The sequence below is a fragment of the Agromyces sp. Y575 genome (genome assembly GCF_059445445.1).
This window is the reverse complement of sequence record NZ_JCAIUI010000001.1, coordinates 708659-729908: the sequence shown is the minus strand read 5'-3', so window position 1 is coordinate 729908 and position 21250 is coordinate 708659. Positions and strand designations below refer to the sequence as shown.

The following is a 21250-nucleotide window of genomic DNA, read 5'->3' as shown; positions in this document are numbered from 1 at the left end:
TGAAGACTCCTGACGCCCTGAAAACGGCTGTGACAGCGGGTGCTCAATCGAAGATGCGCACGAGCTCCCAGCGGCGCTCCTGGCGGCGTACGTCGAAGACGTGGGTCTCGCCGTCGTCGGCACTGGCCTGGAAACGCCAGCCCGCGATCTGCAGCGGCGGTCTACCCGGTGAGACATCGTGTGCCGCGACGGGTGACCACCAGTCGCACGGGCCCACGAGCGTCGTCGGCGTGTCGGTCACGCGGAAGCGACGGGAGCGCCACACGAGTCGCTCGGGGCGGCCGTCGTCGTTCGTCAATACCTCGACGAACTCGTGAACGAGCGACATGGGCACCTCACCGAATCGAATGTATGTTCGATGGTAGCACCGCGCCCGAGCGCACAAACGCCGCCGTGCACTTGCACGGCGGCGTTCCTCAGGTCAGTAGGCGGTCAGGCGAGATCGTCGTCGGTGCGCGCGCCGAAGACGATCTCATCCCAGCTCGGCATCGAAGCACGCCCCTTCTTGGAGACGCCTCGCGTGCCAGCCGGGCTGGTGGAGGCCTTACCTCCCCAAATGCTTCGAGCGGCCGTGCCGGGTTTCTCTTCGACCGGTTGCTCGGGGGCAGGCGCTGCTTCCTGAAGTACCGCCGGAGTGGGAGTCGGCGGTTGCTCTTGCCCGTTGCCGGCAGCCTCTCGCTCGCCGCGCCGTCGCCGGAGCGCCTCGAGCAGGTCTGCTGTCTCGCCGAGCGTCTGCTTCGGTTCATCCGCCCGCTTGATCGCCGCGCGCGATGCCGCAGGACTCGACGTCTGAGGCGACCGCGAGTACGGGAGAGGCTCGAGGTGAGGGGCCGTGTCGAAGTCGCCGTGCTCGGGCTCTTCGAAGGTGAAGGCGCCGCTGTCGAAACGGGATTCGTCGGAATCGGGAGCGACGGCACGCAGGCGCGGGATCAGCCCGCCCTTCATCTCACCCTGCTGCGAGAGCGTGATCGCCTCGGAGTTCAGCGGCTGCAACGACTGCTTGCGAGGTTCGAAGCTCCAGCGCGCGTCGTGGTCGATCGTCTCGGCGGTGAACTCGAGCTTGATGATCCAGCCGCGCTCTTCGTCTTTCCAGCTCGCCCAGCGTTCACCATGGGCGCTGAGCTGGGCGAGTCGGTCGCGGATGACTCCGCCGAACGACGGCGGCTCGTCGGCTGGATCGACCTCGATCGAGACGTGCACGGGCACCGCGAGCGCCGAGGTGACCATGTGTTCGCGCTCGGCGAGCACCGGGCCTTCGAAGCGGCGGATGTAGTCGAGGGATGCGCCGGTGACCTGGGCGACCTCTTCGGCCGACATGCCCGACCTGATGTGGGACTGCACTTCGCGCGGCGAAGGTTTGGGCCCGGTGTGCTGCTCGGGTTGCGCCTGCCGGATGCGAGATTGCAGTACTTCGTCGATCTCGATCCGGAAGCGCGCGCCATCGTCGGACGCGGCGAGCAACGCGCCGTTCTCGACTCCGATTACCTTGAGTTCCTGCATCGCGACAAGCCCTTCCGTGCCTTCGTCTCCGCCCAAGGATGCCACGTCGAGATGTGTGCTCGTGGGAATACCTCGGGCGCGGCGGAAGTTGAGCACGAAGCACCTGAGAAAACCCACACAAGGGGTTTGCTAACGCAACCGATTTGATGCAGACTATGGCCGCCGAATCTTCGGCGATGAGGAAATGGATGGGAATGGCAACGGATTACGACGCACCGAGGAAGACCGAAGACGACTCTGAGTCGATCGAGGCCCTCAAGGAGCGCGTCCCCGACAAGATGTCGGGCGTAGTGGATGTCGAAGACGCCGATAACCCCGGTGGGTTCGACCTCGCTGGTGCCGATCTCTCCGACGTCGAACTCGACGTCGTGGTGCTTCCACCGCAAGCTGACGAGTTCACCTGTGTGAACTGCTTCCTCGTGAAGCACCGTTCACAGATCGACCACGAGACGAAGCTCGGGCCGATCTGCTTGGAGTGCGCGTCCTAGACGCCCGACTCAGAACGCTCAGGCCGTCGTGATCCATTGATCGCGGCGGCCAGTTCTTTCGGATGACGTGTCGAGATCAGCCAGTACGGCGTGGGGTCGGACGCATCGGTGACGGGAACACGCACCACCGGCTGCACCCAGCCCCGGATCACGAGGAAGGCGCGGGCGTCGAGGCCCGTTCCGCGTTCGACGCGCGCAGCGGCATCCGTCGCCCCCACCGCCGTTCCGGTGTCGGCGAGCGGGATCGACGCACGACCCGCACTGAGTCGACCGTCAGCGACCTCGATGACTGGCGCCGTCAAGCTGAGCGAGGCGACCACCGCGCCGTAGAGGATGATCCCGGTCGCGATGCCCGCGGGCAGCGAAACCGGCGCAAGCACGAGGATGCTCGCGGGGATGAAGAACAGTGAGGCGAGGTAGATCCACGGCGTCGGCCAGAGTCTTTCGCGGTAGTCGGGCATGGCTCTATTCGACCAGACTTCTGCACTACCCTCGAACAGTGACCGATTCCATCGATGTGCTGATCACGGCCGAGCACGTTCCGTCATACGCCCATCCGGGCGACGCGGGCGCCGATCTCCATGCCGCCGAGTCGGTCGTGCTCGATCCCGGAGAGCGTGCCACCGTCGGCACAGGCGTCTCGATCGCATTGCCCGACGGGTACGTCGCCTTCGTCGTGCCTCGCTCGGGCCTGGCCTTCAAGCACGGCATCACGATCGTCAATGCGCCGGGCACCGTCGATGCGGGCTACCGCGGCGAGATCAAGGTCGCCCTGCTGAACACCGACGCGACCGAGCCGTACACGATCGAGGCCGGCGACCGTATAGCCCAGCTCGTTGTGATGCCCGTACTCCGTGCGCGGTTCGTCGAGGTCGAGCGACTGCCCGGCAGCGTGCGCGGCGAGGGCGGATTCGGCTCCACAGGCACCGGGGCGCACAAGTCAGGAGTGAACGCGTGAGCGACATCGAGAATCTCGGCGAGGTATCCGCCGACCAGCCAAAGTCGGCCCCCGAAGACCGCGCGAGCGCGGGCCCCTTCGATGAGGCCGAGGCGAACCCGGTTCGCCCCTATGTCGATCTGGGCGGCGTGAAGGTGCTGCCGCGTGAGGGGCTCCACCTTCGCCTCGAGGTCGAAGAGGGCACCAAGCGGGTCGTCGCCATCGGGCTCGACTACGCGAACTCGACGCTGCAGGTGCAGCCGTTCGCCGCGCCGCGTTCGAGTGGCCTCTGGCACGAGATCCGCGCGCAGATCGCCGACCAGATCGCCCGCCAGGGCGGCACGACGAACGTGCGCGAGGGCACCTTCGGGCCCGAACTGCTCGCCCAGATCCCCGTCGCCGCGGGCGAGGGACAGCAGGGTCAGATGCGACTCGCGCGCTTCATCGGGGTCGACGGACCCCGATGGTTCCTGCGCGGCGTGATCGCCGGCGAAGCAGCAGTCGACCCGACTGCGGCTGCCAAGGTCGAAGACCTCTTCCGTTCGATCGTCGTGGTGCGCGGCACCACGCCGATGCCGCCGCGCGACCTGATTCCGCTGCGTATGCCCGCGTCCTCCGCAGGCGCACCCACGGCGTGACCGAGATGACGGATGCGTCTGGGCCGTCGCGTCCCGATGAGAGCGGCCGAACGGATGCCGCGTCCGAGGGGCAGCCCGCAGAGGGCGGCGAGTTCGGAAGGCAGTTCGCAGCCGCCGCCGAGAAGAGCGGCCTCGGCGCGCTCGCCCGTGACGAGAAGCTGAGCGGCCGCGACCTGCTGACCGCGGTCGGCGGCGTTCGCGGCATCCTCGAGGCCCTCCTGCCCGGGCTCGTGTTCCTGGTGGTCTACAGCGCGCTCACGAGCTTCGCCGGGCAAGACGCGCAGGTTGCGCTCGTGCCCGCGCTCGCGGCATCCGTCGGCCTCGCCGTGGTGTTCACGATCGTGCGCCTCGCCACCAAGGGGCAGCCGACCCAGGCGATCGCCGGGCTCATCGGTGTGCTCGCCTCGGCGGCGCTCGCCCTCTGGTCGGGCAATGCGCGCGACAACTACGTGCTGGGGTTCTTCACGAATGCGGGGTACGCGCTCGCGCTGATCGTGTCGCTGCTCGTTCGTTGGCCGGCGATCGGCCTCATCGTGGGGTTTCTCATGGGCGACGGTGTCGCCTGGAAGCAGGACAAGCGCAAGTACCGGGCGGCGCAGGTTCTCACACTCGTCTGGATCGGGCTGTTCGTCGCACGCCTGGCCGTGCAGTTGCCGTTCTACCTCGTCGACAACGTCGAGGCGCTCGGCGCCACCCGCCTCCTCATGGGTGTGCCGCTCTACGCGCTCGTGCTGGTCTTCTCCTGGCTCGTCGTGCGGGCGATCTACCCGTCTTCGGCTCGCTCTGCCGAGTGATAGAGTTATCTCGACGTCAAGATAAATCCGCACACCGTGCGAGGCCTGTCGGCGGGCGAGTGGCTTAGGTTACCCTTGCTGGAACAGCCCCATGTCTGACGGAGAAGATGGAGCGTCGCCCGCATGTTCGGCGGCATCCACGAAGGAGAGGACATCGTGTCTGCAGTGAACAGTTTCGGGGCGAAGGACACGCTCCGCGTCGGTGATGAGTCCTACGAGATCTTCCGACTCGACAGCGTGCCGGGTCATGAGACGCTGCCGTTCAGTCTCAAGGTGCTGCTCGAGAACCTGCTGCGCACCGAAGACGGCAAGAACGTCACCAGGGAGCAGATCGAGGCCCTCGGGTCGTGGGTGCCGACGGCCGAGCCTGACACCGAGATCCAATTCACGCCGGCCCGTGTGGTCATGCAGGACTTCACCGGTGTTCCCTGCATCGTCGACCTCGCCACGATGCGCGAGGCGGTCGTCGGCCTCGGCGGCGACCCCAACAAGATCAACCCGCTCGCGCCCGCCGAGATGGTCATCGACCACTCGGTGATCGCCGACCTCTTCGGCACCGAGAACGCACTCGAGCGCAACGTCGAGATCGAGTACGAGCGCAACGGCGAGCGGTACCAGTTCCTCCGCTGGGGCCAGACGGCGTTCGACGACTTCAAGGTCGTGCCTCCGGGCACCGGCATCGTGCACCAGGTCAACATCGAGCACCTCGCGAAGGTCACCTTCACGCGCGTGGTCGACGGTGTGCTGCGCGCCTACCCCGACACCTGCGTCGGCACTGACTCGCACACCACGATGGTCAACGGCCTCGGCGTGCTCGGCTGGGGCGTCGGCGGCATCGAGGCCGAGGCGGCCATGCTGGGCCAGCCCGTGTCGATGCTCATCCCCAAGGTCGTCGGCTTCAAGCTCTCCGGCGCGATCCCCACGGGTGTGACCGCGACCGACGTCGTGCTGACGATCACCGACATGCTCCGCAAGCACGGCGTGGTCGGCAAGTTCGTCGAGTTCTTCGGCTCGGGCGTGGCATCCGTGCCGCTCGCCAACCGCGCCACCATCGGCAACATGAGCCCCGAGTTCGGCTCGACGGCCGCGATGTTCCCCATCGACGACGTCACCCTCGACTACCTGCGGCTGACCGGCCGCAGCGCCGAGCAGATCGCGCTCGTCGAGGCGTACTCCAAGGTGCAGAAGCTCTGGCACGACGCCGACAGCGAGCCGGCCTTCAGCGAGTACATTGAGCTCGACCTCTCGACGGTCGTGCCCTCGATCGCCGGCCCGAAGCGCCCGCAAGACCGCATCGAGCTCACCGATTCGAAGAGCGCGTTCGAGAGAGACCTGCTGAGCTACGCTCGGGTCGACCACGATCTCGTCGATCTCGAGGGCGCCGAGTCCTTCCCGGCCTCCGACCCGCCCGGCAACACTCCCGAAGACGAGCACAGCCACCACGAGCACCACCACCGCAGCCACGCGCCTGCGACCGCGTCGAACCCGACGTCGGTGCGGCTCGAAGACGGCCAGCAGTTCACGCTCGATCACGGCGCCGTCGCCATCGCGGCGATCACCTCGTGCACGAACACCTCGAACCCCTCGGTGATGCTCGCCGCGGGCCTCCTCGCCCGCAATGCGGCGAAGAAGGGCCTGAAGGCCAAGCCGTGGGTGAAGACCACCCTCGCGCCGGGCTCGAAGGTCGTCACCGACTACTACGAGAAGGCCGGTCTCACGAGCTACCTCGAAGACCTCGGCTTCTACACCGTCGGCTACGGCTGCACGACCTGCATCGGCAACTCGGGCCCGCTGATCGACGAGATCTCGACCGCGGTCAACGAGCAGGACCTCGCGGTCACCGCGGTGCTCTCGGGCAACCGCAACTTCGAGGGGCGCATCAACCCCGACGTGAAGATGAACTACCTCGCGAGCCCGCCGCTCGTCATCGCGTACGCCCTCGCCGGGTCGATGAACTTCGACTTCGAGGTCGACGCGCTCGGCGCCGACACCGACGGCAACGACGTGTTCCTGAAAGACATCTGGCCCGACGCGGCCGAGGTGCAGCACACGATCGACACCTCGATCAACACCGAGATGTTCACGCACCAGTACGCGAGCGTGTTCGAGGGCGACGAGCGCTGGCGCAACCTCGAGACGCCCACGGGCGCCACCTTCGAGTGGGATGCCGAGTCGACCTATGTGCGCAAGCCTCCGTACTTCGACGGCATGACCATGGAGACCACGCCCGTCACCGACATCGTCGGCGCGCGTGTGCTCGCCAAGCTCGGTGACTCGGTCACGACCGACCACATCAGCCCCGCCGGTTCGATCAAGGCCGACAGCCCCGCTGGCCGGTACCTGACCGAGCACGGCGTCGACCGCAAGGACTTCAACTCCTACGGCTCGCGTCGCGGCAACCACGAGATCATGATTCGCGGCACCTTCGCCAACATCCGCCTGAAGAACCAGCTCCTCGACGATGTCGAGGGCGGCTACACGCGTGACTTCACGCAGGCCGACGCCCCGCAGTCGTTCATCTACGACGCGAGCCAGAACTACCAGGCGCAGGACACCCCCCTCGTCATCTTCGGCGGCAAGGAGTACGGCTCGGGTTCGTCGCGCGACTGGGCGGCCAAGGGTACGAGCCTCCTCGGCGTGAAGGCGGTCATCACCGAGAGCTTCGAGCGCATCCACCGCTCGAACCTCATCGGCATGGGTGTCGTGCCGCTCCAGTTCCCCGCAGGGGAGAGCTGGGCATCGCTCGGGCTCGACGGCACGGAGGTCGTTTCGATCACGGGCATCGAGCAGCTGAACGAGGGCACGACGCCGAAGACGGTGCGGGTCGTCGCCGATCCGACCGAGCACTCCCCGGCCGGAAAGCAGACGGTCGAATTCGACGCGGTCGTGCGCATCGACACACCGGGTGAAGCCGACTACTACCGCAACGGTGGCATCCTGCAGTACGTGCTGCGCTCGCTCGTCTGAGCGATTTCGCGAGGAACGGGGCGGTCGGCTTTTCGCCGATCGCCCCGTTCCCTGCCCGGCTTCTCAGAGAGCCCGGCGTAGACTCGTTCCGTCCAGCGGCAGCGCCCGCGATTCTCCGGAGGCATTTGCATGACCCTGCTCGAGACGATTTCGGGACCTCGTGATCTGGATGCACTGAGTTCCGAACAGCTCGATCAGCTCGCGCGCGAGGTCCGCGAGTATCTCGTCGAGTCGGTCTCCAAGACCGGCGGGCACCTTGGACCGAACCTCGGCGTCGTCGAACTCACGATCGCAATCCATCGGGTCTTCGAGTCGCCGCGCGACGCGGTCGTCTTCGACACCGGGCATCAGTCGTACGTCCACAAGCTCTTGACCGGGCGCAGAGATCTCTCGACCATCCGCCAGACCGGCGGGCTCGCGGGTTACCCGCAACGGTCCGAGTCCCAACACGACATCGTCGAGAGCTCGCACGCCTCCAGCTCACTGTCGTGGGCGGATGGCATCTCCAAGGCGTTCGAGATGACCGGACAGACCGATCGACACGTCGTCGCCGTCGTCGGCGACGGCGCACTCACGGGCGGCATGACGTGGGAGGCGCTGAACAACATCTCCGACGACAACACGCGAAAGCTCGTCGTCGTCGTCAACGACAACGGCCGCTCCTACGCGCCGACGATCGGAGGCATGGCGCGGTTCCTGAACACCGTTCGCACGAAGCAGACATACCGCAACCTGCACCTCTCGAGTCGCCGCGCCTTCGACAACATGGGCGCGCCGGCGCGTGCGCTCTACCGGGGTGTGCGAGGCGGGCTGCATGGCTTCCTCAGCCGGTTCACCGGAAATGAGGCGCTGTACTCCAACCTCGACATCAAGTACATCGGCCCCATCGATGGCCACGACGAGCGTGCCATGGAGGCGGCGCTGCGCCAGGCGAAAGACTACGGCGCGCCGGTGATCGTGCACGCCATCACCGAAAAGGGCCGCGGGTACGAGCCTGCGTTGCGGGACGCCGCCGACCAGTTCCACGCCGTCGGTCAGATCGACCCCGAGACGGGCGAGTCCCTCGAGACCGCCTCGGCCCCGTCGTGGACGGGCGTCTTCGCCGATGAGATGGTGCATCTCGCTGAGAGCAACGAGCGTCTCGTCGGCATCACCGCCGCAATGCTCCGTCCCACCGGCCTGCACCGCATGGCCGAGCGGTTCCCGAACCGGGTCTTCGATGTCGGCATCGCCGAACAGCATGCGGCCACCGCCGCGGCGGGTCTCGCGTTCGGCGGACTCCACCCCGTCGTCGCCGTCTATGCGACTTTCATCAATCGCGCATTCGACCAGGTGCTGATGGATGTCGCGTTGCACAAGGCCGGTGTCACGTTCGTGCTCGACCGGGCAGGAGTGACCGGCCCCGACGGGCCGAGCCACCACGGGGTCTGGGATCTGTCGATCCTGCAGGTGGTTCCCGGCATCCGCATCGCCGCGCCGCGAGACTCGGTGCGACTGGTCGAGGAGTTGGGTGAGGCCGTCGTCGTCGACGACGCTCCCACCGTGATCCGCTTCCCGAAGGGCACGGTCGGTGGCGACTTCGATGCCGTTCGCCGCACGGCCGATGGGGTCGACGTCCTCATCGAGTCCGACCGCAAGGACGTGCTCATCGTCACGGTCGGGCCGATGGCCGGCACCGGCCTCCAAGTGGCCGAGCGCCTCGAGGCGCAGGGCATCGGGGCGACCGTCGTCGATCCGCGCTGGGTCGTTCCGGTGCCCCGCAGCGTCATCGATCTCGCCGCCGAGCATCGCATCGTCGTGAGCATCGAAGACGGCATCCGTGTGGGCGGCATCGGCACCCGCATCAGGCAAGACCTGCGCGAGGCCGGTGTCGACACCGCGGTGACCGAGCTCGGATTGCCCGACGAGTTCCTCGATCACGGTTCGCGCGCCGACATCCTCGAACGGGTCGGCCTGACCCCCCAGCACATTGCCCGAGACGTCACCGCGATGGTGCTCGGTTCGAAGCTGCCGCACGCGCGCGGTGCCGGGGTCGATGCAGACGTCCCGACCGACACGAGACCGCAGCCGCGCGTCTGACTCGGCGTCGAGGCCGCGAATCGGATGCCTCGGGGCGCGGCACTATCGGTACGGCGAACGGCCCTCGGCGTGAAGCCGAGGGCCGTTCGTCTCGAGCCGGACGTTACGCTCCGACACCCGTGATCGTCGGGTGATGGAAGGTGTCGCCGAAGACCCGTTCGGACGCGCCGACCCGATCGAGGTACGGCGTCAGGCCGCCCATTTGGAACGGGAAGCCCGCGCCGAGGATCATGCACAGGTCGATGTCTTCAGCGGCCGCGACCACGCCATCGTCGAGCATGAGGCGCACCTCGCGGGCGAGCCCGTCTTGCAGTGCGACGAGGATGTCGGCCGCCGAACGCGGGTTCTTGCCGCCGGCGACGATTTTCAGGGCACCTTTGTCGAAGCCCTTGACCTTGCCCTTGTCGTCTTTGTCGAGCAGCGTGCCGTAGTCGGCGAGCTTGTGGAGGTTCTCGCTGCGGTAGAACCGGTCGGGGAACGCGGCGTGGTGCGTGTCGAGCACGTGCGCGCCGACCTTGAGCCCGACGAGGTCGAGCAGCGCCGACGGGGCCATGGGCAGGCCGAGTGGTGCGATCGCCTCGTCGACGGTCTGGAACGAGGTGCCCTCGTCGACGGCGCGCATCGCCTCACCGAGCAGCACCGCGAGCAGACGGTTGACGACGAATCCGGGTGTGTCGGCCGTGATGACGGCGTTCTTGCGCAGATTCTTTGCGGTCACCATGGCGGTCGACAGCGTCGCCTCATCGGTGTGCGGCGTCTTCACGACCTCGATCAGCGGCATGACCGCGACCGGAGTGAAGAAGTGGAAGCCCACCAGGCGCTCGGGGTGTGCAAGCTTCGCGCCGATCTGCTCGACTGACAGCGAGGAGGTGTTCGTGGCGAGCACAGCCTCGGGCGAGATGAACTGCTCCACCTCGGCGAAGACGTTCTGCTTGATCTCGAGCTCCTCGAAGACGGCCTCGATGACCCAGTCGCAGTCGGCGAAGTCGGCCTTGTCGGCCGTGCCCGTGACGAGGGCCTTCAACCGGTTCGCCTCATCGGGGGAGATGCGACCTTTCTCGAGAAGCTTGTCGATCTCCTCCGCGATGTTGGCCACACCCTTGTCGACGCGTGCCTGGTCGATGTCGGTGATGACCACCGGCACCCGCAGGCGGCGCACGAAGAGCAGGGCGAGCTGGCTCGCCATGTACCCGGCGCCGAGCACGCCGACCTTGGTGACCTTCTTCGCGAGCGCCTTGTCGGGTGCGCCCGCCGGGCGCTTGGCCCGCTTCTGCACGAGGTTGAAGGCGTAGATGGACGCGTGAAGCTGGTCGCCCGCGATGAGATCGGCGAGCACCTCGTCTTCACGCTGGAATCCCTCGGCACGCGTGCCGCTCTTCGCTGCCTTCATCAGGTCGAGCGCGGCGTACGGCGACTGCGGAATCGCACCGATGCGGCTCTTCAGCATCTTGGTGGCGATGCCGATAGCCGCATCCCACTTGACGAGGCGTTCCACCTTGCCGGGTTCGTTCGACCGCTTGACCTTGACCCGTCCGGAGATGACGTCGTCGGCCCAGCGAATGGAGTCCTCGAGGTAGCTCACCGACGGGAAGATCGCGTCGGCGATGCCGAGGTCGTATGCATCCTGGCCCTTGAGTGTGCGGTTCTGTTTCAGCGGGTTCTCGATGACGACCTTGAGAGCGTTCTCGATGCCGATGAGGTTCGGCAGGATCGTCGCGCCGCCCCAGCCGGGGATCAGGCCCAGGAAGACCTCGGGCAGCGCGAGGGCCGGTGCCGAGGCATCCACCGTGCGGTAGTCGGCATGCAACCCGATCTCGAGGCCCCCGCCGAGTGCGAGGCCGTTGTAGAACACGAATGACGGCACGCCGACCTCGCCGATCTTCGCGAGCGCGAAGTGGCCGAGCTGCACGAACTTCTTCGCGGTCTCCTTGTCGGGGATCTCGGCGACCTTCGAGAGGTCGGCGCCGGCAGCGAGGATGAACGGCTTGCCCGTGACGGCGACCGCGTCTATCTCACGGGCGGCGGCGCGCGCCTTCAGCTCATCGAGCGTCTTCGCATACTCGAGCAGTGTCGCCGCACCGAGTGTGTTCGGGCGCGTGTGGTCGCGTCCGTTGTCGAGAGTGATGAGTGCGAGCGTCTTGCCCGAAGCCAGAGGGATGTCGCGCACGTACGAGTGCGTGACGACCTCATCGTCGCCCGCGAGGGCCACCAGCGAACCGAAGTCGATCTTCGTGTAGTCGGTCATCAGGCCTTCTTCGCCTTCTTGTCGTAGTTCGGGTTCTCCCAGACCATCGTGCCGCCCTGGCCGAGGCCGACGCACATGCTCGTGATGCCGTAGCGCACGTCGGGCCGCTCGGCGAACTGGCTCGCGAGCTGGTTCATGAGGCGCACCCCGGAGGAGGCGAGCGGGTGGCCGACCGCGATCGCACCGCCCCACGGGTTCACGCGGGGGTCGTCGTCGGCGATGCCGTAGTGGTCGAGGAAGGAGAGCACCTGCACCGCGAACGCCTCGTTCATCTCGAAGAGGCCGATGTCGTCGATCGAGAGCCCCGCCTTGCGGAGTGCCTTCTCGGTCGCTGGGATCGGGCCGATTCCCATGATCTCGGGATCGACGCCGACGAAGGCGTAGCTGACGAGCTTCATCTTCGGCGAGAGGCCGAGCTCTTTGGCGGTGGTACCGGAGGCCAGGATCGCCGCGGTCGCGCCATCGTTCAGCCCGGAAGCGTTGCCGGCAGTGATGCGGCCGTGCGGGCGGAACGGAGTCTTCAGCGCGGCAAGGCCTTCGAGGGTGGTCTCGGGGCGCATGACCTCGTCGCGAGTGGCGAGTCCCCAGCCCGCTTCGGTGCGGATCGCGACCGGGATGAGGTCTTGCTGGATCTTGCCCGCAGCGTAGGCCGCGGCCGTCTTCTGCTGGCTGGCGAGGGCGTAGCGGTCGCTGCGCTCCTTCGTGAGCTGCGGGAACCGGTCGTGGATGCGCTCGGCGGTCGCGCCCATGACGAGGGCGTCTTCGCCGACGAGCTTCTCGCTGAGGAAGCGCGGGTTCGGGTCGACGCCTGAGCCCATCGGGTGGTGGCCCATGTGCTCCACACCGCCGGCGATCGCAATGTCGTACATGCCGAAGCCGATCGAGCCGGACATCATCGCGGCGGCCGTCATGGCGCCCGCGCACATGCGGTCGATCGAGAAGCCCGGGACCGTCTTCGGGAGGCCGGCGAGGATCGCCGCCGTTCGTCCGAGGGTGAGTCCCTGGTCTCCGGTCTGCGTCGTCGCGGCGATGGCGACATCGTCGATGCGGTCTTTCGGGACGTTCGGGTTTCGTTCGAGGAGTCCGACGATCGCCTTCACGACGAGGTCGTCGGCTCGGGTGTTCCAGTACATGCCCTTGTCGCCGGCCTTGCCGAACGGGGTGCGGACCCCGTCGACGAACACGACTTCAGCTTGATCAGCCACGCTGCAGCTCACTTTCGATCAGTTGCTTCGATCCTACGAACGCCGCTGCGGTGCCGCTGAATCGCTTGACGGAACCTACGAAGCGTCGGAGGTGGCGTCCTCGACCGATTGTGCTGCCTCTACAAATGCATCGGCGATTATCTGTGAGGTTGCCGCAACTTGCCAGTGGCGCGCGCCGAGTGCGAGCAGCGCGTCGCGGATCGCCTCGGCGGTCGGTTCGGAGGGCGGAGTCCATGCAACCCGGCGCAGATGGTCGGGCGTCAACAGGTTCTCGATCGGCATGTCGATCTGCTCCGCGATCTCGGCGACGGCCACCTTCGCGATTCGCAAACGGGCATCGGCTTCGGGATTGCGCGCCGCCCATGCGCGCGGCGGGGGAGGCGCATCGCTGGGAACCCGCACGGCCGGCAGATCGGTGGTGGCCAAGCCGCGCTCTACAGCGCCCCACCAACGATCGAGTTCGGTGCGGCTCGCACGACCGTTGAACTCGCGCAGGTCGGCGAGCGCACGCCGGGTCGACGGCAACGAGCGCGCCACCGCGAGGAGCGAGGCATCCGGAACCAGACGACCGGGTGCGACGTCGGTCTCGGTCGCGAGTTCGTCGCGTGAAAGCCAGAGCTCGCGGGCCACCGCGAGGTTTCGGGGCCCGCGCATCGCGTGGATGCCGGAGAGACGGCGCCATGGCTCGGCAGCCGGCGGCTTGGCCGCACGGTGCAGCACTGCACCGAACTCCTCGTCGGCCAACTCCGCTTTGCCGGCGTCGATAAGAGCGACGCCGAGGCGTTCGCGAACATCGACGAGGAGCTCGACATCGAGGGCCGCGTACTTCAGCCACGATTGCGGCAGGGGCCGAGTGGACCAGTCGGATGCCGAATGCTCCTTGGCGAGACGGATGTCGAGGAGCTCTTCCACCACCGACGCCAAGCCGACGCGCGGCATGCCGAGCAACCGCGCGGCGAGCTCGGTGTCGAAGATGCGGTCGGGATCGAGCCCGACCTCGCGCAGGCAGGCGAGATCTTGACTGGCTGCGTGCAGCACCCACTCTTCGCTGCGAATGCCGGCCTGGAGTTCGGAGAAGTCGGGAATCTGCGGCGGATCGAAGAGGAAGGTGCCCGCACCGCGCCGGAACATCTGGATCAGGTACGCACGCTGGGAGTATCGGAATCCGCTGGCACGCTCGGCATCGACGGCGATGGGACCCTCACCGCCGAGGAGCCGCCGCACCGCCTCATCGTAGGCGGCGGGGGTGTCGATCACCCGGAATTCATCCACGGTTCGTCCTCCGACGTGGCAGTGCGGTCACCCCTTCCGATCGGGGTGGGAGTCCTGCGAGCATGCACAACAACTCTCCCCAGCCTTCCACATGCGGGCCGATGGTCGAGTCGAGGGGCGTCCATGAGGCGCGCAACTCGATCTGGGCGCCGTCGCCCTGCCGGGCCAGCTCACCGAATCCGGTGGAGAGGATCTTCGTCGCCGTGCCCGACGCCGCGATGTAACGGGCGCCACGTGCGTCGAGAGCGTCGACCAACCACGACCACGCGACATCCGCGAGAAATGGGTCGAGGCCGATGTCGGTCTCGAGCGGTGCCTGCGCGAAGCAGACGATCCGGAACCGGCCGCCCCAAGCCTCCGGTTCGCTCGGGTCGTGCAGAAGCACGAATCGTCCGGTGCCGAGTTCGGAATCGTCGTGACGACTCGGCGTGACGTCGGCCGAGAGGGCCACCGAGTTCGGTGCGAGCGAGCCCGGCGCCGGGATTTCGGTGACGCGCAGCTCGGACCGCGGAGCGGCCGCACGCAACGAGTCGAGCGCGGCCTCGAACTCGGGAGGAAGCGGAGGCACGGAGTCGGGCACGTGTGCAGACTAGAGTCTCGGGTGCGGGGGACGTCGGCGGCACGCCGCATCACTCTGCACACGGTGGCTGGTTCGGGAGGAACGGATGCGTCGAACGCACGGTACGAGTTCTGCAATCGGGATCGCGGCTGCCGCCGTGGGGCTCATCGCGGTGACGATCGGCGCGGCGACCGCCGCCCTGGCCGTGTACTTCGCACGGAAGGTCGTCACTCCGCCCGAAAAGCACGAAGAAGACGTGCGCATCGCCCGCGTCGACCTCGCGGCGGGCGAGATCACGCTCGTCGGCTCCGACGAGACCCGCATGCGGGGCCGGTACGGGCTCTGGTTCGATCACGACGCGGGGCACGCCCGACTCGGCGACGTCATCGACGACGGTGAACGCGAGGTGCGTCGCGGCATCGAATCCGTCGATTTCGGCCGACTCGCCCGGGCGAGACGCGGCCGCATCAACGGGTGGTACCACCTCGGCCCGTGGGAATTCGATGCGCCGTACGAGAACGTGGCGATCGAGACGGAGCTGGGCCCGGCCCCGGCATGGCTCATCAGGGCTGCGGATGCATCGGCGCGCTGGGTGATCCAGGTGCACGGCCGAGGGTCGAAACGACCAGAGGGTCTCCGCGCCGTGCCGCCGGTGCGTGCCGCCGGCTGGAACTCGTTGCTCATCTCCTATCGCAACGACAGCGAGGCGCCCGAGAGTGAAGACCGCAAGTACGGGCTCGGCGGCACCGAGTGGGTCGACGTGGTCGCTGCGACACGATTCGCAGTCGAGCACGGCGCCGAGCAGATCGTGCTCATGGGCTGGTCGATGGGCGGCGCGATCACGCTCCAAGCGGTATTGCGCTCTGCGGAGGTGCGCGAACACCTCGTTGGCGTCATGCTCGACTCACCCGCGATCGACTGGACAGACATCCTCCGATTCCAGGGCCGGTTGCAGGGCCTCCCGCCCGAACTCGGCGACCTCGTGGTGCGGGTGCTCGGTGGGCCGCTCGGGGCCGGGCTCACCGGCATCGCGGCGCCGATCGACGTCGAGGAGCTCGATCCCATCGCTCGGGCCGACGAGTTCGACGTGCCGATGCTGCTGATGCACAGTGTCGACGACGGCTTCGTGCCGATCGACGGATCACGCCGCTTCGCCGCGGCCAGGCCTGACCTCATCGAGTTCGAGGAGTTCGAGGGTGCGCGGCACACGAAGCTCTGGAATCACGATCCCGAACGATGGACGGGACTCGTGCACGACTGGCTCACCCGACGCGGTGAGAGCGTCGCTCGACTCGGCGACGAGGCGCAGATCGCGGGCTGACCGCGCCCGGCAGCGCCGACCGCCGGCGTTGAACGTTCCGATCGCCGGTCAGGCGGCGATGCGATCGCGCAGCTGCCGCTTGGTGCGGGCGAGCATGCCGGTCATGCCGCGAACCCGGAGCGGTGAGACGGCCGCAGCGAGGCCGAGCGACTGCGGGTAGTCGGCGGGAACGTCGAAGACCTCCTGCACAGTGAGCCCGTCGAGGCCCTGCGCGAGGATCGAGGCGAACCCGCGCGTGGTGGGGGATTCCGCCGGTGCCGTCGCGTAGAGGTGCACCCGGCCGTCATCGACCTCGATGAAGATGAACACCGGCGACTGGCACTCTTCGACCCGCTCGAAGAGATCGGGGTGGTCTGCGTATCGCGCGGGCAGTTCGGGCAGCTCGTTCGAGAATTCGAGCAGCAGTTGCAGACGATCGCGCACCTCGAGTGCGAGGAAATCGTCTCGGGTCTCGGCGAGTCGTGCAGGCAGGGTCGGCGCTTCCATCGGTTCCATTCTCCCATGGTGGCCGGCGACCCCGCCCGCCAGCCGTCTCAGCGTGCGGGGAGCTCGCCGCGCGCCTCGCCGGTCACGATCGGAACCCGCACGGCGCTGCCCCACTCGGTCCATGAACCGTCGTAGTTGCGCACCTTCTCGAAGCCGAGGAGGTGGTTCAGCACGAACCACGTGTGGCTCGAACGCTCGCCGATGCGGCAATAGGCGATGATGTCGTCGCCGTCTTCCAGGCCGACCTCGCCGCGGTAGATGGCGTCGAGGTCTTCACGGGGCTTGAAGGTGCCGTCGGCGGCCGCAGCACGAGCCCAGGGCACGGAGGCCGCGGTGGGGATGTGTCCGGCGCGAAGAGCGCCTTCTTCGGGGTAGGCCGGTGCGGTCGTGCGCTCGCCGCTGTACTCCTCGGGCGAGCGAACGTCGACGAGCGGGTTGCCGAGGTGGGCGAGCACGTCGTCCTTGTAGGCGCGCACGGAGCTGTCGTCGCGCTCGACCACGGGGTACTCGACGGGTGTGACCTCGGGAGCATGCGTCGTGATCTCGCGACCCTCGGCGATCCAGAGGTCGCGACCGCCGTCGAGGAGGCGCACGTCTTCATGACCGAAGAGCGTGAAGACCCAGAGCGCGTACGCGGCCCACCAGTTGTTCTTGTCGCCGTAGATCACGACCGTGGTATCGCGGGCGATGCCCTTCGAACCGAGGAGCGCAGCGAACTGCTCGCCGTCGATGTAGTCGCGCACCACGGGGTCGTTCAGGTCGGTGTGCCAGTCGATCTTCACCGCGCCGGGAATGTGCCCCATCTCGTAGAGGAGCACGTCTTCGTCGGATTCGACGACGACGAGGCCGGGCTCACCGAGGTGTTCGGCGAGCCATTCCGTGGTGACGAGACGCTCGGGGTGGGCGTACTCGGCGAGCTTCGCTGCGGAGTCGAATTCGGCGGGCATGGGAGCCTCCTGGGGAGCCCGGTCGGGCGGGGTGTGCGGGGGAGCGGACTAGGCTGATCACCTGTCCACCACGAATCTACGCGGCGCACGGGGTGAAGTCAGTACACCCGTCATCCGATGCAATACGGGAGCTCCTCCAGCATGACCACGGCATCGAGCCATGCCCTCATCCGTCTCATCGAGCGGAGCCCATCGATCTCGGGCGCAGAGATCGCCTCGGAGCTCTCACCGCCGCCGCAGTTCGAGCACGCATCGTTCGAGTCGTATCGTCCCGACCCCGACTTCCCCTCGCAGCAGGCCGCGCTCGATCGGTTGAAGGAGTTCGCAGGTGCTTGGCGCGCGGCCCAGCGTCCGGGCGGGTTCTTCTCTCGCAAGCGTCCTGCGCGCATCGAGCTGCCAGGTGTCTATCTCGACGGCGGGTTCGGCGTCGGCAAGACGCACCTGCTGGCCGCGCTGTGGCACGTTGCGCACGGCCCGAAGTACTTCGGCACCTTCATCGAGTACACGGCCCTCGTCGGCGCTCTCGGCTACCAGCCGGCGGTCGAGCTGCTGCGTGGCGCGAAACTCGTCTGCATCGACGAATTCGAGCTCGACGACCCGGGCGACACGATGCTGATGACCCGGTTCCTCGGCGAACTCATGGCCGGTGGCACCCGCGTCGCCGCGACCTCGAACACCCCGCCGAATGCGCTCGGCGAAGGGCGGTTCGCCGCATCCGACTTCCTCCGTGAGATCCACGCACTCTCGTCGAACTTCGAGACGCTGCGCATCGACGGCCTCGACTATCGGCGCCGCGATACCGAGGGGCATGCCGAGTCGCTCGCGGGCGACGCCGACGTCGCTCGCACGGCGGCTGCGCTCGCAGCTCGCGGCCATCGCGTCTCGCTCGACGGCTTCGACGAACTCGTCGAGCATCTGGCGACCGTGCACCCCTCGAAGTACGTCAAGCTCGTCGCCGGACTCGAGTTCATCGCGCTCGAGGGCGTGCACGAGCTCACCGACCAGAATGCTGCGCTGCGACTCGTCGCGTTCATCGACCGCGTCTACGACGCCGAGGTGCCGATCATCGCGAGCGGTCTGCCGCTCGACGAGGTCTTCGCCTCCGACATGATGGCCGGCGGCTACCGCAAGAAGTACCTGCGGGCCATGTCGCGCATGATCGCGCTCACGACGGGCGAACTGCCGCCGCACGACTGACGCGCGCTCCGCGGCATCCGCTGGTCTGGCCCGTCGCTCGACGGCCGCCGAGCGGATGTCGCATCGATCGTGTCACCCGCAACCGCGGCACCCCGTGTCCGCCGATCTGTCGGCGGCCTCGCGGCATCCGGAAACATGCTCGTTACACAGGGCGCTCGTTCGTAACCGACGCGAAACGAACCGTGCAGCGTCGCCGAAACCTCACCGCACCACTCTGATCGCAGTACCCGAGACCGACGCCCTGTCACCCTCGCGGTATGTCCCCTGCAGATTCACCGAGGTGTGAGGAAATCCAATGGATACGGGAAGCATTGCGTGGGCCATCACGGCCACAGCGCTCGTGCTGTTCATGACGCCGGGTGTCGCCTTCTTCTACGGCGGCCTCGTCAAGGCCAAAAGCGTCGTCAGCATGATGATGATGAGCTTCGGCGCACTCGGGCTCGTCAGCGTGCTCTGGCTGCTGTACGGCTTCAACATGAGCGCCGTGGGCGGCGTCTGGGACTTCGCGGGCAACCCGTTCTCGGACTTCGGGCTCGGTGCACTCGCGACGGGTGAGTCGGCGAACACCGACCTCATCGGTGTCGCATACGGTGCCACCTTCGCGATCATCACGGTCGCTCTCATCTCCGGCGCCATCGCCGACCGCGCGAAGTTCGGCTCCTGGATGATCTTCGCCGGCATCTGGGCGACGCTCGTCTACTTCCCGGTCGCGGCCTGGGTGTGGGGTGGCGGCTGGATCCTGAACCTCGGCGAGACGCTCGGCCTGCCCAGCGTCATCGACTACGCCGGCGGTACCGCCGTGCACATCAATGCGGGTGCCGCGGCTCTGGCCCTCGCGCTCGTTCTCGGCAAGCGCGTCGGATTCCAGAAGGGCATTGACAAGCCGCACAACGTGCCGCTCGTGCTCCTCGGCGCTGCAATCCTCTGGTTCGGCTGGTTCGGATTCAACGCCGGCGCCGAGTGGCTGAACGGCCTCGCCAACGTCGGACTCATCGTCGTGAACACCCTGGGCGCAACCGCAGCCGCAATCATCGGCTGGATGCTCGTCGAGAAGTTCAAGGACGGCAAGCCCACCTCGGTCGGCGCCGGTTCCGGTGCCGTCGCCGGTCTCGTCGCGATCACCCCGGCGTGCGCCAACCTCGAGCCCGGTTGGGCCCTGCTCCTCGGCGCCGTCGCGGGTGCGGTGTGCGCCCTCGCGGTCGAGCTGAAGTTCAAGCTCGGCTTCGACGACTCGCTCGACGTCGTGGGCATCCACCTCGTCGGCGGCCTCATCGGCACGCTCTACCTCGGCTTCTTCGCGATCGAGACGGGCCTCTTCACGGGCGGCGACCTCGGCCAGCTCGCAGTGCAGACGATCGCCGCACTCGCGGTGATGCTCTACTCCTTCATCGTCGCGTTCGTTCTCGGCTTCGCGATCGAGAAGACGATCGGCTTCCGCGTGAAGAACGAAGACGAGATCGCGGGCATCGACACGGTCGTGCACGGCGAGGAAGGCTACAAGCTCGAGAACGTCTGATCCTGACGGGCCCGCGGTGAACGGGCCCGTCGGGTCGCGAGGGCGGTGGGGTAGTGTGCCGGTGTGTCAGACACCAGCCGCTTCCTCACCGCCCTCAGCCGCGTCTTCAGGTCGCTCGTCGGCAGTGGGTCGACACAGTCATCGGATGCCCCGTCGCGGGCGGCCACCGCGACCGACACGCTCTCGCCGGGGCAAGCGGGGCAGGCGGGGCCGTCGGCCACCGTCGAGGTGGATCCGCGGAAGCTGCGCGGTGTCAGGCTCGGCTATGCGCCGGCGCGTGACGGTGCGCCCGATCCCGGTGAGGTCGTCTGGACCTGGGTGCCCTACGAGGAGAACGACGGGCGTGGCAAGGACCGGCCGGTCGTGATCATCGCGGCATCCGGTGCAGGTGACTACCTCGCCGTACAGCTGACCAGCAAGGCGCACGACGCTGATCGCGACTTCGTCGCGCTCGGCGATGGCGCGTGGGACGCGGAGGGGCGCCCGAGCTGGGCGCGCATCGACCGGGTGTTCCGGGTGCGGGCGGGCGGCATGCGGCGCGAGGCGGCGTCGCTCGACGCGGCGCGTTACAGCCTCGTGGCGGCCGCACTCGACGCGCGTTACGGTTGGCGCTGAGCTTTCACGCCCGCGGCGGATGGTGGAGCCCGAACGGGGAGCCCTGATCGTCACGGCACAGCCGGAACTCACCGAAGATGGCGACGGTCTCCTCGTCCTCGGCACCGGGAAGCGATTCGACGGTACCGCCGAGGCGTTCGACCGAGGCGACAGCGGCGTCGAGGTCATCGACCCTGAAGAACACATACGGTGCGGCGGCCGGATCGCCGCCGTGCACGCCGGCGGGCACGCCCGCACCGTCGACCGCGTAGCCGTTGCCGCCCGGCCCCGACTCGAACGACCAGCCGAAGAGCTTCCCGTAGAAGCTGCGTGCAGTCGTGGCATCCGCTGCCCCGAACTCGATGAACGACACTTCGCCCGACATGGTTCCCCCTCGCATCGATGCGTGTTCACGGCACACCGTAGTGGGCGGCCGCAGCTGCCACAACAGGGGGACCGAAGCGGGAGGGGCGCGTCTGGGGCGCCCGAAGAATGAAGAAAGCCC

At 67.5% G+C, this 21250-nt stretch carries 20 protein-coding genes; 10 read left to right on the top strand and 10 right to left on the bottom strand.

The genetic code is table 11. From position 1 onward, the window contains the following. Window positions 1-43 precede the first annotated feature (43 nt). The gene (locus tag AC1C2U_RS03530; RefSeq protein WP_495360328.1) at window positions 44-328 is read right to left on the bottom strand and encodes a DUF6504 family protein; all 285 of its coding nucleotides are present in this window, start codon (window positions 326-328) and stop codon (window positions 44-46) included. Between the two features lie 104 nt (window positions 329-432). After that, window positions 433-1500 carry a septation protein SepH gene (sepH, locus tag AC1C2U_RS03525; protein ID WP_495360327.1) on the bottom strand — a complete coding sequence of 356 codons (1068 nt, stop codon included), beginning with the start codon at window positions 1498-1500 and terminating at the stop codon, window positions 433-435. 194 nt (window positions 1501-1694) lie between these two features. Here sepH and AC1C2U_RS03520 point away from each other — a divergent pair, with 194 nt between their 5' ends. Further along, window positions 1695-1988 carry a DUF4193 domain-containing protein gene (locus tag AC1C2U_RS03520; protein WP_495353764.1) on the top strand — a complete coding sequence of 98 codons (294 nt, stop codon included), beginning with the start codon at window positions 1695-1697 and terminating at the stop codon, window positions 1986-1988. On the opposite strand, the gene AC1C2U_RS03515 is transcribed toward AC1C2U_RS03520, so the two are convergent. Further along, window positions 1985-2449, bottom strand: a complete 465-nt coding sequence (locus AC1C2U_RS03515; protein ID WP_495360326.1) for a DUF3093 domain-containing protein — start codon at window positions 2447-2449, stop codon at window positions 1985-1987. The genes AC1C2U_RS03520 and AC1C2U_RS03515 overlap by 4 nt on opposite strands. Window positions 2450-2487: 38 nt before the next feature. Here AC1C2U_RS03515 and dut point away from each other — a divergent pair, with 38 nt between their 5' ends. From dut to dxs, 5 genes are all read left to right on the top strand, one after another. After that, complete coding sequence (gene dut, locus AC1C2U_RS03510; RefSeq protein WP_495360325.1) at window positions 2488-2946, top strand: dUTP diphosphatase; 459 nt, start codon at window positions 2488-2490, stop codon at window positions 2944-2946. After that, window positions 2943-3563, top strand: coding sequence for a DUF3710 domain-containing protein (locus AC1C2U_RS03505; protein WP_495360324.1), 621 nt, complete (start codon window positions 2943-2945; stop codon window positions 3561-3563). Before dut ends, AC1C2U_RS03505 begins: the two co-directional genes overlap by 4 nt. Window positions 3564-3568: 5 nt before the next feature. Continuing rightward, a complete protein-coding gene (locus AC1C2U_RS03500; RefSeq protein WP_495360833.1) occupies window positions 3569-4357 on the top strand; it encodes a DUF3159 domain-containing protein in 789 nt (262 codons plus the stop codon). Window positions 4358-4513: 156 nt separating this feature from the next. Next, complete coding sequence (gene acnA / locus AC1C2U_RS03495; RefSeq protein WP_495360323.1) at window positions 4514-7324, top strand: aconitate hydratase AcnA; 2811 nt, start codon at window positions 4514-4516, stop codon at window positions 7322-7324. 129 nt (window positions 7325-7453) lie between these two features. Then, on the top strand, window positions 7454-9403 hold the full coding sequence (gene dxs / locus AC1C2U_RS03490; RefSeq protein ID WP_495360322.1) for a 1-deoxy-D-xylulose-5-phosphate synthase: 1950 nt from the start codon (window positions 7454-7456) through the stop codon (window positions 9401-9403). 103 nt (window positions 9404-9506) lie between these two features. Here the strand turns inward: dxs and AC1C2U_RS03485 are convergent, their stop codons facing one another. From AC1C2U_RS03485 to AC1C2U_RS03470, 4 genes are all read right to left on the bottom strand, one after another. Further along, entirely contained in the window at window positions 9507-11648 is a 2142-nt protein-coding gene (locus tag AC1C2U_RS03485; RefSeq protein WP_495360321.1) for a 3-hydroxyacyl-CoA dehydrogenase NAD-binding domain-containing protein, read from the bottom strand. Then, window positions 11648-12853: a thiolase family protein gene (locus tag AC1C2U_RS03480; protein ID WP_495360320.1), complete on the bottom strand. Its 1206-nt coding sequence runs from the start codon at window positions 12851-12853 to the stop codon at window positions 11648-11650. The genes AC1C2U_RS03485 and AC1C2U_RS03480 overlap by 1 nt, the downstream gene beginning before the upstream one ends. Before the next feature lie 75 nt (window positions 12854-12928). After that, complete coding sequence (locus AC1C2U_RS03475) at window positions 12929-14125, bottom strand: HRDC domain-containing protein (protein ID WP_495360319.1); 1197 nt, start codon at window positions 14123-14125, stop codon at window positions 12929-12931. Continuing rightward, the gene (locus tag AC1C2U_RS03470) at window positions 14118-14705 is read right to left on the bottom strand and encodes a DUF3000 domain-containing protein (protein WP_495360318.1); all 588 of its coding nucleotides are present in this window, start codon (window positions 14703-14705) and stop codon (window positions 14118-14120) included. The genes AC1C2U_RS03475 and AC1C2U_RS03470 overlap by 8 nt, the downstream gene beginning before the upstream one ends. 85 nt (window positions 14706-14790) lie before the next feature. On the opposite strand from AC1C2U_RS03470, the gene AC1C2U_RS03465 reads away from it, so the two are divergent. Next, complete coding sequence (locus AC1C2U_RS03465) at window positions 14791-16005, top strand: alpha/beta hydrolase family protein (protein ID WP_495360317.1); 1215 nt, start codon at window positions 14791-14793, stop codon at window positions 16003-16005. A 48-nt stretch (window positions 16006-16053) separates the two neighbouring features. Here AC1C2U_RS03465 and AC1C2U_RS03460 read toward each other — a convergent pair whose 3' ends face one another. Together AC1C2U_RS03460 and AC1C2U_RS03455 are read right to left on the bottom strand one after the other, a co-directional pair. Beyond that, window positions 16054-16491, bottom strand: coding sequence for a SufE family protein (locus AC1C2U_RS03460; RefSeq protein ID WP_495360316.1), 438 nt, complete (start codon window positions 16489-16491; stop codon window positions 16054-16056). 47 nt (window positions 16492-16538) lie between these two features. Next, the gene (locus tag AC1C2U_RS03455) at window positions 16539-17438 is read right to left on the bottom strand and encodes a sulfurtransferase (protein WP_495360315.1); all 900 of its coding nucleotides are present in this window, start codon (window positions 17436-17438) and stop codon (window positions 16539-16541) included. Window positions 17439-17579: 141 nt separating this feature from the next. On the opposite strand from AC1C2U_RS03455, the gene zapE reads away from it, so the two are divergent. The 3 genes from zapE to AC1C2U_RS03440 all read left to right on the top strand — a co-directional run bounded on the left by zapE (window position 17580) and on the right by AC1C2U_RS03440 (window position 20766). Continuing rightward, entirely contained in the window at window positions 17580-18635 is a 1056-nt protein-coding gene (zapE, locus tag AC1C2U_RS03450) for a cell division protein ZapE (protein WP_495360314.1), read from the top strand. A gap of 295 nt (window positions 18636-18930) precedes the next feature. After that, window positions 18931-20151, top strand: coding sequence for an ammonium transporter (locus AC1C2U_RS03445; RefSeq protein WP_495360313.1), 1221 nt, complete (start codon window positions 18931-18933; stop codon window positions 20149-20151). A 63-nt stretch (window positions 20152-20214) separates the two neighbouring features. Beyond that, window positions 20215-20766 (top strand): type II toxin-antitoxin system PemK/MazF family toxin, encoded by a 552-nt coding sequence (locus AC1C2U_RS03440; protein WP_495360312.1) that lies wholly within the window; start codon window positions 20215-20217, stop codon window positions 20764-20766. 4 nt (window positions 20767-20770) lie between these two features. Here AC1C2U_RS03440 and AC1C2U_RS03435 read toward each other — a convergent pair whose 3' ends face one another. Then, window positions 20771-21130: a VOC family protein gene (locus AC1C2U_RS03435; RefSeq protein ID WP_495360311.1), complete on the bottom strand. Its 360-nt coding sequence runs from the start codon at window positions 21128-21130 to the stop codon at window positions 20771-20773. Window positions 21131-21250 lie beyond the last annotated feature (120 nt).

Excerpts from the sequence above, each read along its gene's own strand:
- AC1C2U_RS03515 (WP_495360326.1), bottom strand. The coding sequence starts at position 2,449 with ATGCCCGACTACCGCGAAAGACTCTGGCCGACGCCGTGGATCTACCTC.
- sepH (WP_495360327.1), bottom strand. The coding sequence starts at position 1,500 with ATGCAGGAACTCAAGGTAATCGGAGTCGAGAACGGCGCGTTGCTCGCC.
- AC1C2U_RS03520 (WP_495353764.1), top strand. The coding sequence starts at position 1,695 with ATGGCAACGGATTACGACGCACCGAGGAAGACCGAAGACGACTCTGAG.
- AC1C2U_RS03455 (WP_495360315.1), bottom strand. The coding sequence starts at position 17,438 with ATGCCCGCCGAATTCGACTCCGCAGCGAAGCTCGCCGAGTACGCCCAC.
- AC1C2U_RS03465 (WP_495360317.1), top strand. The coding sequence starts at position 14,791 with ATGCGTCGAACGCACGGTACGAGTTCTGCAATCGGGATCGCGGCTGCC.
- AC1C2U_RS03485 (WP_495360321.1), bottom strand. The coding sequence starts at position 11,648 with ATGACCGACTACACGAAGATCGACTTCGGTTCGCTGGTGGCCCTCGCG.
- AC1C2U_RS03460 (WP_495360316.1), bottom strand. The coding sequence starts at position 16,491 with ATGGAAGCGCCGACCCTGCCTGCACGACTCGCCGAGACCCGAGACGAT.
- zapE (WP_495360314.1), top strand. The coding sequence starts at position 17,580 with ATGACCACGGCATCGAGCCATGCCCTCATCCGTCTCATCGAGCGGAGC.
- AC1C2U_RS03435 (WP_495360311.1), bottom strand. The coding sequence starts at position 21,130 with ATGTCGGGCGAAGTGTCGTTCATCGAGTTCGGGGCAGCGGATGCCACG.
- AC1C2U_RS03445 (WP_495360313.1), top strand. The coding sequence starts at position 18,931 with ATGGATACGGGAAGCATTGCGTGGGCCATCACGGCCACAGCGCTCGTG.
- AC1C2U_RS03530 (WP_495360328.1), bottom strand. The coding sequence starts at position 328 with ATGTCGCTCGTTCACGAGTTCGTCGAGGTATTGACGAACGACGACGGC.
- AC1C2U_RS03500 (WP_495360833.1), top strand. The coding sequence starts at position 3,569 with ATGACGGATGCGTCTGGGCCGTCGCGTCCCGATGAGAGCGGCCGAACG.
- dxs (WP_495360322.1), top strand. The coding sequence starts at position 7,454 with ATGACCCTGCTCGAGACGATTTCGGGACCTCGTGATCTGGATGCACTG.